Source organism: Clostridium sp. Marseille-P299 (assembly GCF_900078195.1).
In the GTDB taxonomy this organism is placed as follows: Bacteria; Bacillota; Clostridia; order Lachnospirales; family Lachnospiraceae; genus Lachnoclostridium.
The window spans coordinates 1886560-1899349 of sequence record NZ_FJVE01000007.1 but is presented as its reverse complement, the minus strand read 5'-3'; the positions used below and the strand labels follow the sequence as shown (position 1 = coordinate 1899349).

Sequence of the window (12790 nt, the reverse complement as noted above, 5' to 3'; positions counted from 1 at the left end):
TTAAAATGAATCATGAAGTATTATACGAAAAATCATCACCGATAAAGTTATTTTTTCTGGTAGCTATTCCAAGTATTATTAGTATGCTAATGTCATCTTTTTATGTGATTGCAGATGGCATCTTTGTAGGACAGTTACTTGGATCACAAGCCCTCGCAGCAGTAAATATTGTTATGCCATTAGTAATTATAGGTTTTTCTATTGGTGATATGATTGGTGTAGGTTCTTCCGTACCAATTGCAATTCGCTTAGGAGAAAAGGATAACGCATCTGCAAATCAAATTTTCACATTGTCTTGTTTCTTAATAATAGGAACTGGACTTTTAACCGGAGCTATCTTTTTTATATTTGCAGAAGATTTAATTCGCTTAATGGGAGCGGATGAGGAACTAATAAATCTTTCTGTACAATATTTATATGTATATGCAATACTTGCACCATTCCTCTCAATCTTTTTTGCAGTGGATAATTATCTTCGAATCTGTGGTAAAATCAAATACAGTATGTGGGTAAATATCACAATGGCAATCGAAGGGGTTTTTCTTGAATGGTTGTTTCTTGGTGTATTTAAGTGGGGAATTTGGGCAGCTGCTCTTGCGTTCAGCCTTAGTATGATAATTAGTACAGTTGTCGCATTTTATCCATTTTTTCGAAAGAAATTATTATTACAGTTCGTAAAACCAAAAGGGTCTATAAAAATGGTGGGTAAAATAATTGCTAGTGGTAGCCCAACTTTATTAAATAGTATTTCAGGACGTGTTACATCTATACTAATTAATGTCATATTGCTAAGAATGGCAGGAGAACTGTCGATTGCAGCCTTCAGCGTTGTTTTATATATTGACAACATAGTGCATTCACTTATATATGGACTTAGTGATTCCTTGCAGCCAGCCATCAGTTACAATTTAGGTGCGAAAAATTATAAGCGAATACACGCATTGATGAGGCTTTGCTATCTTGCAGGTTTCCTAATATCACTTATATTTACGCTATGGATTTTCTTTGGTGGAGAAAGTGCAGTATTGTTGTTTGTTCAAAAAAGTGATACAGAGCTCATTGAACTATCTCTTCATGCATTACAGCTATTTGCCATTACGTTCCTTGTACGCTGGTTTTCCTCGGCTACACAGTCGTATTTTACAGCAATCAATCGCCCAGAATATGCAATTGCAATTACGGTGACTATGACCATTGTATTTCCAATCGGATTTTTATTAATTTTACCAAAGACGATGGGACTTGACGGAATTTGGCTTACAACGCCATTTGCCACAATCGCAACCACCGTGTTAGCTGCTATATTATTAATTCGTTCAAAGAAGAAAGGTTTTGCGAAGTAATTATTAAAGTTTAATTTCAATTGGATTTCGAATATTCATGCTATTGGGTGTAATCTCACAATCATAGGCCATGATATGAGTACCTTCTTGTTTTGCTTGTCGAAGAGCCTGTGCAAATTCAGGATGCATTATTTCATTTGGAGTAAAATAAAGGATACCATCCATTTGAATGACAAATAGAATAGCAGTTACAAATCCTTCTTTTGAATGCCTTGCCAACCCTTCAATATGCTTTACTCCACGAAGGGTTGGAGCATCTGGAAACAGAGCTACTCCATCTTTTTCTAAGGTAACCCCTTTCACTTCAATGAGCCAGCGTTTATTATCGTGCTCCAGATAAAAATCGAAGCGGCTATCTTCATATTGATACTCTGGCTTTACTATGTCTGGTATGAAACCAAGTCCTCCTAATAATAGCCATTCCTTTACGGCTTTATTTGGCGCTTGACTGTCCATATTTATTAAAACTTCTCCTTTTTTCACAGCAATCAAATCCCAACTTGTCTTTCTTTTAGTATTTGGAAAATGCTGTACATAAACAGTAGCGCCAGGAAGCAAAAGTTCTTTACATCTTCCTGTATTTTTCACATGGCAAATCTCTATTGTGTTTTCTATTTTTACATGGGCTATAAAACGGTTTGGACGGCTTATAAATTCTCCCACTTGTATATTTTTGTATTCCATAGGTACTCCAATCTAATATGTTAATAGTTTTTTCTATTATAGTTTTTAGAAGATCTTTTAATTGTAAAATTATAAATGTAGTATTATAAAATGTCTAATATAGTTTGCATCTGTCCATTAGCATAAGTCAATATCAAATATTATGTTTACATATTATATTAATGTAGACAATTCTCTTGACATTGTAATTTATTAGAAAACTCCTTTAGCCGTGAGTTGATAAGTGAAATATATAATATGGAATTAAACATTATTTTAAATTTAAATTAGTTCATTTTTCAATCCTATCATAGCAAAGGAAGATTCGATATAATCTTTATTTCCATAGATACCAATAATTTTATTAAATTCATTGCTGTTCCAGAATCGAAGTCCTTTCCAGTTCTTTAGATAAATCCCTAATTCATCCATCTATAATTCATTTGTATAAATACAGAAACATTCACGAACATCTTTTGCCAACGAGATTGTTATTGTCTCTTCAAGTTGAAAAATAGTATTATTTTGTAAGTAAAATGTATATTCAGGATCTGGATAATATAAGATTAATTTACATTTTCTTGGATTATCTTCTAAACTTGTTAGAATGTTTCCAATTACTTTACGAAACAATTCAATGGAAAAAGGATTAAAAAAGTAAAAATAATTTTCTTTCTCAGTAACAATATAATTTTGGGCAGGGATACATTCAAAATGAATCTTTTGTTTGAAGGACCCGTTATAGGTGTTTAGATTATCAAGTGCATCTTGGTAATATGCAGCATTGAGCTCGATACCTACCGTGTGACAGTGAAAACGGGAATTTACATAAAAATTTAATCTTCCTTTTCCACATCCATAGTCAACAAGTGTATCTTCTGGTGTAAGCATATATTCATCGAACAAGATGTCTAAAATCTCATAAGAAGTTGGTTCATAACGATGGTTGTAATAGGAGTGCCTATCATCTAATTGGACACCTTCAGTCTTGATACAAAGTTTCTTATCTGTCATTTGTTTACCTCAATTTATATATAATACATATTTTATCTTGAATAATAGTTGGCTTGAAGGAATCTAAGTAAAAATCTACATTTTCCTTTCCAAAGTATTAACAAATCTGAGTACATCTTCTGGTGCATCTAAACTATATAATAATCCATAAGGAATACTGTAATCCCAATTTACGGGAATGGTCACTAGTCCTGGGTGAACGTCTTGCCAGCACTCGGTAGTAAGCAAAACCTTTCCTGTTTCCGCACAATGATTAAACACAGATAAATCATAAAACTGAGTAGTATCTTCTATGTGGACTTTAGGGTGATGTCTTTCTAAATCGTTGCGAATAAAATCATTGACGTCCGAATCTCCCGGTTTTACCATCATCAATGTTTCACCGTATAAATCTTCTAGGTTTATACGACTTTTTTCTGCAAGAGGATGTTCTCTTGAGACGGCTATCATTTTTTTATATCTGCCAATGGGAAGCATATTACAGAGATTCAGCCATGCTTTGGAATCACATACTCCAATGAGAAAATCGAACTTCTCTCCCAGTTTACTAATTTCAGATAGGATGCCCTCGTGGTTATCTTCAAAAGGAACAAGGTGCAGCTTGTATTCTGGAAAATCTTTGTTTACTTGATACCATAAATCCATAAAGGGCTTGGCAGGATTTAAAAGGGAAGTTCCGACACAAAAGGTCGTATCATTAGCGAATAAAGTAGCTCTTGCACTTGAAATGGATTTTTTTGAGTAGTCTATCATAAATTTTGCATCCTGATAAATTAAAGCGCCTGCTTCTGTCAAACGTATGCCAGAGGGGGTGCGCTCTATCAGCTTTAAATCCAAATGACTTTCCAGTGCGTTCATTTGCTTCATAACAGCTGTGGGTGAGATATATAAACGTTCTGCTGCTTTTGTAAGGCTACCACAGTCGGCAACCGCTATAAATGTATCAAGCATTTTATTATACATAAAGCACCTCCTAGGTTTTTAGTATTAACTATAAGTTTATACAACGATAACATATCGGAAATTCTATGTCAAGAAAATCTATGCTATGATGAATGCATAAAGGAGGAAGCAAAATGGGGAATAAACTTATTGCTTTTTATTCAAGAGCAGATGAAAATTATGTAAATGGTATGATTAAAAAACTTGATATAGGTAACACAGAGGTTGCTGCTAGTATAATTAAAGAGTTGACAGGTGCACCACTTTTCAAAATGGAACAACAAAAAGGTTATTCAAAGGATTATAACGTGTGTATCGCTGAGGCACAGGCTGATCAGAAACGCAATGCCAGACCCGAACTAAAAACCTATCTCGAAAGCATTGACGATTACGAGGTGATTTACTTAGGGTTTCCTAACTATTGGGGGACGATGCCAATGGCGGTGTTTACCTTTTTAGAGCATTATGATTTTGGTGGAAAAATTATCAAACCATTCTGCACACACGAGGGTAGCGGGCTGGGAAACAGCATAAAGGATATTAAAATATTGTGTCCAGATGCAACGATTGAAAGCGGACTTGCCATTCACGGTGGCAGTGTTTGGCAAGCTAAAAATGATATTAAAAAATGGATATAAATTTTGAAAGGATGAGATTACAATGAACAGACCTTATATTTTTTGTCATATGATGACTTCTCTTGATGGTAAAATTATGGGCAAATATATGGATACTCCTAAGGGAAGTGCGGCAGGAGATGTATTTTACAACATAGCATTCGGTAAAAATCCTTATTATAAGCATCAAGGCTGGCTGTCGGGACGTGTTACAACCGATGACAATTTTACATTTTATGAAAAACCGCAGCTAGACGACAACGCACCCGAAGTTCCTGCTGGAGATTTTATTGCTGAACCTAATGCTACTATGTACTACGTGTCGGTTGACCCTACCGGAAAACTTGGCTGGAAAAGCAGTACCATTACTTATATTGACACTACAGCCCATGTGATTGAAGTACTGACAGATAAGGCAAGCAACGCATATAAAGCGTTTTTAAGAAAGCTTGGCATATCGTATATTATTGTTGGCAAAGACAATATTGATTACGGTCTGACATTAGATAAGTTGGCTAATGCGTTTTCCATCAAGACGTTAATGCTAGGAGGTGGCGGAGTGATTAACTGGTCTTTCTTACAGGCTGGGATGTGTGACGAACTTAGTGTTGTCATTGCAGCGTCTGCCGATGGATCTGATAAAACTCCTGCCTTGTTTTCCACAAAGGAAGGATTAAGCACAGATAATCCAATTAGCTTTGAACTTGAACATATAGAAAAAACAGATGGCGATAGCATTTGGCTCCGCTATAAAGTAAAAAATGCAAATAAAGGAGGAATTGGCAATGAGTGTGAAAGAGATGAGCGTTTTTCCCATAGGTAAATCAAATGATGGATTTGCACAGTATTTCAAAGGACAAAGCTATCTGAATATGTTGTCAACTGAGCAAGTGGTTATAGGAAATGTCACATTTGAACCAGGCTGTCGGAATAACTGGCATATTCACCACGCAGACAAGGGTGGCGGACAGATTCTGCTTGTTACAGCAGGTCGTGGTTATTATCAAGAATACGGTTGTGAACCGAAAGAATTACACCCCGGTGATGTGGTAAATATTCCAGCAAATGTAAAGCATTGGCACGGTGCTGCACCGAATGAATGGTTTCAGCATTTAGCAGTCGAAGTTCCCGGAGAAAACTGCAATAACGAGTGGTGCGAACCTGTGTCTGATGAAGATTATAGCAAGCTGAAATAAAAATTGTAAACAGGAGGTATTATCAATATGACAAAGATAACTGCAGGTAGGGATGAACTAGGCAAATTTGCACCAAAATTTGCTGAATTAAATGATGATGTATTATTCGCAGAGGTATGGTCAAGAGAGGATAAACTCTCTGCAAGGGACAGAAGTATTGTTACGGTAACATGTCTTATGGCAAGTGGTATATTAGATAATTCTCTAAAATTTCATCTCCAAAATGCTAAAAATCATGGCGTAACAAAGGAAGAAATTTCGGAAATTCTGACCCACGCAGCTTTTTATGCAGGATGGCCAAAAGCGTGGGCTGCTTTTCGTATGGCAAAAGAGATTTGGAAAGAAATTGATTAAATAAAAAGTGTATAGATTAGTTCAGTAAGTCCGAGAAAAAAAGGCAATTCTAAACATTTCATATGTTAGAAACTCAATAACTGCGTTTTAAAAAGATTATCTTATAATGTGAAAACATTATTAGGTAGTCTTTTTTGTTGTCTGGAAAGTTTTTAGTAGGTTGATTTATTAATAAATACGAATTGCATAGATTACCTTTTTGTATGTAAAAACAGGAATTAATATGTAGAATTAATGTAAAAATATTCTATAATAGGAAAATATAGTTATAACAATGAGTTCATTGGGAGGCATAAAAACATGAAGATATACGAAGGTACAATCATAACATGCGATGAACATAATACAGTCGCACGTTATTTGATAGAAGATAAGGGGAAAATACGTTTCATAGGAAATGATATACCTTCTGAATATGAAGGAGTAGAAAGAGTATCTCTTGGAAAGAAGGCTTTAATACCGGCATTTGCAGATACGCATATTCATTTTGCAAGTTTTGCTATCTTTCATGCAGGGCTGAATGTTATGGAGGCTAGAAGTAATAAAGAGATATCTTTCATGTTATCAGAGTTTGTAAAGAAAAATAAAGATAAGTTAATTATCGCTTTTGGGGCATCTCCCTATTCGGTGAGTGAAAGAAAGCTTATTTCAAAGGAAGAGATAGATGCAGTCTGTTCTGACCGGCCAGTGATGGTAGTAAAATACGATGGACATGCGTGTACGATTAACTCGGCATTATTAAATATTTTGAAAGATAAGATAAAAGGTTTACGTGGTTACAATGAGGAAACAGGGGAAATGCAGCAGGAAGCATTTTTTAGGGTATCAAATTACGTTACAAAATCAGTTTCTGTGCTTAAATTAGTCTCGAATATGAAGCAAGCTCTTGATTATATGGCATCCAAAGGAATTGGAATGATACATACTGTTAGTGGGGTTGGATTTACCAAAGATCTTGATGTAGATTTGGAACGGTGGTTTGGTAGGGGATTAAATAATGGAATGCAGCTAAGAGTGTTCTTCCAAACATTAAATGTTAAAAATGTAGTAAAAAGAAAATTACCACGAATTGGAGGCTGTTTTGCCACAGCCCTTGACGGTTGCTATGGCTCCCAAGATGCTGCTATGAAAAAGCCTTATGAAGGAACGGACCAAAAGGGCGTTTTATATTATTCAGATGAACAAGTTATCGAGTTTTGTAAAAAGGCAAATCGTGCAAACCTGCAGATTGAGTTACATGCCATTGGAGATGCAGCCTTTGACCAGGCAACGAAAGGGATTCAGGCGGCACTAGATGATTACCCAAGGAAAGATCATCGTCATGGAATCATACATGCCTGCTTGCCAACGAATGAGGGACTTAAGATATGCAAAGATTATCACATTCAGATACCACTTCAGACTTCATTTATTAACTGGAAACAAGAGCCAGATGAGTATTTGGAAGAGATATTAGGGCAGCGTTGTGAAGCCTTAAATCCCCTTGCGACATTATTAGATAATCATATAAGGTTTAGTGCTGGTTCAGATGCACCTTGTACAGCTCCTGATCCATTGCTTTGGATTCATAATGCTTGCAATCATAGCAATAAAGTTCAAGCAATCTCTGTATATGAGGCATTAAGAATGAGTACCTATCATGGGTATGCCGCAACCTTTGATGAAAAGGAAAGGGGGAGCCTTGAAGTAGGAAAGATTGCAGATATGGTAATTTTGTCAGAAAATCCATTTGAGATAGAAAAAGAGAGATTAAAGGAAATAAAAGTGCAACAATTATATTTATCAGGGAAACCATACAAAGGAGTAAAGACGAACTCGGTACTCTTGTTACTTAAGGGAATGTGTTCCAGAAGAAAGATATAAAAAAGAACATACATTTTAAGGAGAATATAATGAAAACATTCGAAAAAGAACAGAGGAAAAGCGCAGCTCTTTTGCAGCAAAGTAGTGTTACAAAGTTTACAACCATAGCATTTATCGTGCTTAGTTTTTATATTATGGGAACGATTTGTAATACAGTGTTGTTTGGTTCAAAGGACATCACCCATATAATATTAGCAATTCTTATATTTCTAGTGGGGACATTAATCAATCTTTATGTATATTTTAAAACAGATGGAACTTTCATTTGTTATACTGGTATGGGAATGTACTTAATATTACTTACCTATTTAATGTTTTATGGGCTAAATACAAGTACATATATCTATCTATTTCCTGCATTATTTTTATCCATGATGTATTTTAGACCAAAGTATTCCTTGGGTGTTGGGATTATTGTTTCCTTTGTTAATTTTATCGATGTAATCTTACTGTTAAAAGCAGATACGACAACTAAATTTACGTTGGATACACCATATGCAGTGCAGATTTTTGGTATTGTGTTATGCAGTGTTTTAACATATGCGGTAACTAGAATCTCCAAGAAAAATAATGACAATGTGCTTTTTGAAGCAGTTGATGAAAAGAAAAAACAAGAAGAGTATGCAAAAAATATACTTGCGGTAGCAGAGAAGATAAAGAACAAGATTGATAATAGTGATTCAATCATTAATGAAATGAATACATCCAACGATGTGATGAATTCAGCTGTAAAAGAGATTTCAATGAGTACGGCAAATAATGCAGAAAGCATTATGCATCAGACTATGATGACTCAGAATATTCAAGGAATTATTGATGAAACCAATCACACAGCAAATGATATGACGAAGTTAGCAAGTCAGTCGATAGAGGCAATTAAAGAAGGACTTGAGGCGATTCATATTATTAAGAATAAGTCAAATTATTTAGAACAAGCGAATCAGAAAGTATCAAAAGTTATGGAGAATCTAGAAGCAAAGATGCAGGAAGTGCAGCAAATTACAGATATGATTTCAGGTATCACCAATCAAACAAATTTGCTAGCGTTAAATGCATCCATTGAAGCAGCAAGGGCTGGGGAATATGGAAAAAGTTTTGGAGTAGTGGCTGAACAGATTAGAGATCTTGCACAGGGAACTAGAAATTCAACAGAATCAATTAACACCTTGCTTGCTGAATTAACTGAAAATACAAAAGATGCAAAAGAAGCCTCAAACAATGTTTTGGAGATTACGTCTGAAGAGACAGACTTAATCATGCATGCGGAGTCAAAGTTTACGAATATCGATCAGGTTATCAATCAGCTGACGAATTTAATAGATGAAACATCTAGCAAGGTAACCGACATTAAACAATCGAATAATCAGATCATTGATAGCATAACTCAGTTAGCTGCTATTAGTGAGGAAGTTAAGGCAAGTTCAGACGAAGCATATGAATTATGTAGTCATAATGCAGAATGTGTAGCAAAAGAAACTAACTTGCTAAAAGAGGTAGATCAATTGATTCAAGGGTTTAAATTATAAAAAGTTTGTCTACATTATGAGATGGCGAATTACTTTATTTAAAATTCAGTTTTAATGTTGACTAAGCTATCGTATGATAGAGAGAAGTAAGATCATAATATATAAAATTTTTAAATAGGACAGGTGTTTAGAAATGATAAGAGATGAAGCATGGAATTTATTAACAGAATATAATCAAGACAAATTTCATTTAGAGCATGGACAAATAGTAGAACAGACTATGAGATATTTTGCACGGAAACTTGGATATGCAGAGGAAGAGGATTTCTGGGGCATCGTGGGATTATTACATGACTTAGATTTTGAACAATTTCCAGAGGAGCACTGTATCAAACAACAGGAAATTATGCGTGAACGAGGGATTGATGAAAATATCATTCATGCAGTCGCAAGTCATGGGTACGGAATTACGGTGGATATCAAACCAGAACATATGATGGAAAAAGTCCTATATGCCGTAGATGAATTGACTGGTTTGATTGGAGCGGTGGTCCTTATGAGACCATCAAAGAGCGTGCAAGATTTGGAAGTGAAATCCGTAAAGAAAAAGTTTAAAAGCAAAGGATTTGCAGTGGGTTGTTCCAGAGACGTAATCCAAAATGGAGCAGATATGTTAGGCTGGTCCTTAGATGAACTTATAGAACGAACCATTGAAGCATTAAAAACCTTTCAGGACTAAATAAGAAGAATCTCATGTATTAACAGAGACAAAACAAAGCAAGCAATGACAGGAAAAATAACACACAATCCATTTCCAGAAGGTAAGAAAGATTTGTATGGCTTGTGCAGTCCAAAAGATAAGGAATCTGCAACGTTTGATTATGGGATAGCGGTTCTAAGTGATAAAGATACAGATACGAGTAATTTAGAAGCACTATATGCAGAAGGATTTACAGTGTGGAAAATAGAACCTACCGATTATGTCGTGTTTAAATGCTATGGGAATGATGGAAATAGCATAAGTGAAATGTGGAGTAGATTTTTCAAGGAGTTCCTACCACAATCAAGCTATGAACATACGGATGACACGGATTATGAAATATACTTTGAACATGGCGAAGAAGGGCTTTTTTGTGAACTTTGGATACCGATTGTAGAAAAAGGAAAACGTTAAATAAATCTGAGTAACCATTAAAAATATCTTAGTAACTAAGAGCAGTACATCAAAAAATCTAGAAAGGTAGATTTATTCTAAAGGACGATGTATATGCACTTAGTTTTTATTAGTATAAATATAGATTTTATTATAAAAGTCATGGGGAGGCGTTTCTTATGAAGTATCTTACAAAAGAATGGTACAAACTATGTCAGCGTACCTGTTTACACTTTGGCATGAAGGTAATAAAAGGTGCATCTGTCTATAACGAGGAACTTTATAATCGCTTATATAAGAGAAAAGAAAATGAATTTGTAAGAGTGCAACATAATTTTTATGACTTTGACCCACGTATAATGTTAGAAGACGATGGAAAGGTTTTTAAACCTTTGATGATACTTTCCAATAGTGAAATGTTTGAGGAGGATGAAATAGTCTATCACATGCCAATTGAGGAAAGGGAACGTATTCAGAAATTGATAGAGGAGTACGATGTACGACCACCCTTTGATGAGGTGAAATGTAGAGAAGAGTTCCGAGATATTCAAGAAACATTTAAAATTATTCAAGTGAAAGAGAAACTGCCAATGGAACTTATTGATCAAATTGCGGACATACGTCTATTTGCTTTGGGGTATTGTACAAGGAAAGTTCTTAATCAGTTGGAAGGAATCAGCAATGAGAATGAAATGAAGGTGAATAGTATCTCTAAGGAATGTATGAATGCGCAGCAGGCAGAGAAAATACCACAATCTATAAAAGAGGCATTTGGTTTCCATGACTGCAGGGTAACGGATTTTATTGTAGACAAAGATATTGTCATGCGTCTCAATACGCAGGGGGGATTCACCAATCTGAATAAAATAACTTTTGTTTCTTCTGAAATTATTAAAGATGATAAGTTTATAGTTGGTAGTGTTTGGATTTATCATGAGCTGTATTGTATGGAAAATGGTTATGAAGCTCATATACTTCTTGAGAGGAATGAGCTATCAGAGCTAATTATTCGGTGTAAGGATATCGTGATAGTGAAAGAAGATATGAGAAAGGAAACACAATGATTCATTTAACTTTAAAAGGAACTCCATATGAAATTGGATATCAACATGGGAAACAATTAATGCCTTTGGTGGATGGGATTATGAAATCTCTTTCCAAAGACTATATGATGAAAAGAAATATTTACGAAATGGAAGCGAAAAAAGTCTTAAAGAATTTAGAAAAAAGAACTCCAGAAATAATAGAGGAGCTACATGGAATTGCAGATGGGGCAGCAGTTGATTTTATGAGACTTCTCTATGTTAATATCAAATATCTTACATATTGTACTGTTGTATCATTTGAAGATTCCGAAGATGGTCCTATCTTAGGTAAAAATATGGACTTTCCCGGTTATGCGTTTCAAGTATTATTTACGATCATACCGGATAAAGGCAATCCTATTGCCCATATTGGCTGTGCTGGAACAGTAAGTTCCTATGGTGGAATTAATTCAAAAGGTTTGGCAATGGGACATTCAGTTGTATTCTTAAATGACGATTCATTAATAAATGAAGAAGGAATACCATTATCATTTTTAAGAAGATTAGCGTTACAACATCAAAACAATACTGAGGATGCGATTAAGTATTTGTCTGAGATTCCATGTGATAGTAATGGTGATAACATAGTGTTTTTAGACAAAAACGGTAATGGTATGGCAATAGAAAAAAGCCCATTCAGTCATCAGTTACGTTATTCCAGTCAGCGCTGCATTTACAGCTCAAATACATTTACTCATGATCAAAACGCACACTTAGTAGATTATAAAGAAGAAGCGGTGAAGAGATATGAAAACCTTAGCGAGATAATTCGTTTAAATAACCAACCATTAAACAATCAATTTTTAAAGAGTATACTTAGCCAAAGGGAAGGAAGTTTTCCTATCTGTAGAAAAACCACACAGCTTAGTTATGTTGTATATCCAAACAAGTTAATGATGGAAGTGTCAGATGGACTTCCGTATGTTAATGGATATAATGATCATATTATAAGCTTGTTGGATATAGAAAAATAAATATAGTAATTAATGAAACAACTTTCTGCTGTGAATTCACACGGTAGTGTAACAGATGACCGTTCTTGGAAATAAAAGTTTCCAATGCAAGAATATAACGTCTTGAATTAAATTAGTTAT

The 12790-nt window shown here is 34.9% G+C and carries 15 protein-coding genes; 11 read left to right on the top strand and 4 right to left on the bottom strand.

The window, feature by feature from the left end; translation table 11 throughout:
* Positions 1-5 precede the first annotated feature (5 nt).
* Positions 6-1343, top strand: coding sequence for an MATE family efflux transporter (locus BN4220_RS16200; RefSeq protein WP_066718815.1), 1338 nt, complete (start codon positions 6-8; stop codon positions 1341-1343).
* 3 nt (positions 1344-1346) lie between these two features.
* Here BN4220_RS16200 and sfsA read toward each other — a convergent pair whose 3' ends face one another.
* From sfsA to BN4220_RS16185, 4 genes are all read right to left on the bottom strand, one after another.
* Complete coding sequence (gene sfsA, locus BN4220_RS16195) at positions 1347-2027, bottom strand: DNA/RNA nuclease SfsA (RefSeq protein ID WP_066718813.1); 681 nt, start codon at positions 2025-2027, stop codon at positions 1347-1349.
* Positions 2028-2288: 261 nt separating this feature from the next.
* Positions 2289-2438, bottom strand: a complete 150-nt coding sequence (locus BN4220_RS20135; RefSeq protein ID WP_156476424.1) for a hypothetical protein — start codon at positions 2436-2438, stop codon at positions 2289-2291.
* Positions 2439-3020: a methyltransferase gene (locus BN4220_RS16190; protein WP_066718810.1), complete on the bottom strand. Its 582-nt coding sequence runs from the start codon at positions 3018-3020 to the stop codon at positions 2439-2441.
* Between the two features lie 75 nt (positions 3021-3095).
* Complete coding sequence (locus tag BN4220_RS16185) at positions 3096-3983, bottom strand: LysR family transcriptional regulator (RefSeq protein WP_066718806.1); 888 nt, start codon at positions 3981-3983, stop codon at positions 3096-3098.
* Positions 3984-4096: 113 nt separating this feature from the next.
* On the opposite strand from BN4220_RS16185, the gene BN4220_RS16180 reads away from it, so the two are divergent.
* From BN4220_RS16180 to BN4220_RS16135, 10 genes are all read left to right on the top strand, one after another.
* Positions 4097-4600 carry a flavodoxin gene (locus BN4220_RS16180; RefSeq protein ID WP_066718804.1) on the top strand — a complete coding sequence of 168 codons (504 nt, stop codon included), beginning with the start codon at positions 4097-4099 and terminating at the stop codon, positions 4598-4600.
* A gap of 22 nt (positions 4601-4622) precedes the next feature.
* Positions 4623-5402, top strand: a complete 780-nt coding sequence (locus tag BN4220_RS16175; protein WP_066718801.1) for a dihydrofolate reductase family protein — start codon at positions 4623-4625, stop codon at positions 5400-5402.
* Positions 5365-5775 (top strand): cupin domain-containing protein, encoded by a 411-nt coding sequence (locus BN4220_RS16170; RefSeq protein ID WP_066718796.1) that lies wholly within the window; start codon positions 5365-5367, stop codon positions 5773-5775. Before BN4220_RS16175 ends, BN4220_RS16170 begins: the two co-directional genes overlap by 38 nt.
* A 27-nt stretch (positions 5776-5802) precedes the next feature.
* A complete protein-coding gene (locus BN4220_RS16165) occupies positions 5803-6129 on the top strand; it encodes a carboxymuconolactone decarboxylase family protein (RefSeq protein ID WP_066718793.1) in 327 nt (108 codons plus the stop codon).
* Between the two features lie 300 nt (positions 6130-6429).
* A complete protein-coding gene (locus BN4220_RS16160) occupies positions 6430-7992 on the top strand; it encodes an amidohydrolase (protein WP_066718790.1) in 1563 nt (520 codons plus the stop codon).
* 29 nt (positions 7993-8021) lie between these two features.
* Positions 8022-9518, top strand: a complete 1497-nt coding sequence (locus BN4220_RS16155) for a methyl-accepting chemotaxis protein (RefSeq protein WP_066718788.1) — start codon at positions 8022-8024, stop codon at positions 9516-9518.
* 133 nt (positions 9519-9651) lie between these two features.
* Positions 9652-10197, top strand: coding sequence for a hydrolase (locus BN4220_RS16150; protein ID WP_066718785.1), 546 nt, complete (start codon positions 9652-9654; stop codon positions 10195-10197).
* Between the two features lie 45 nt (positions 10198-10242).
* Positions 10243-10632, top strand: coding sequence for a GyrI-like domain-containing protein (locus BN4220_RS16145; protein WP_066718782.1), 390 nt, complete (start codon positions 10243-10245; stop codon positions 10630-10632).
* A gap of 158 nt (positions 10633-10790) precedes the next feature.
* A complete protein-coding gene (locus BN4220_RS16140) occupies positions 10791-11675 on the top strand; it encodes a DUF4085 family protein (protein ID WP_066718779.1) in 885 nt (294 codons plus the stop codon).
* Positions 11672-12670 carry a C45 family autoproteolytic acyltransferase/hydolase gene (locus BN4220_RS16135; RefSeq protein ID WP_066718777.1) on the top strand — a complete coding sequence of 333 codons (999 nt, stop codon included), beginning with the start codon at positions 11672-11674 and terminating at the stop codon, positions 12668-12670. Before BN4220_RS16140 ends, BN4220_RS16135 begins: the two co-directional genes overlap by 4 nt.
* Positions 12671-12790 lie beyond the last annotated feature (120 nt).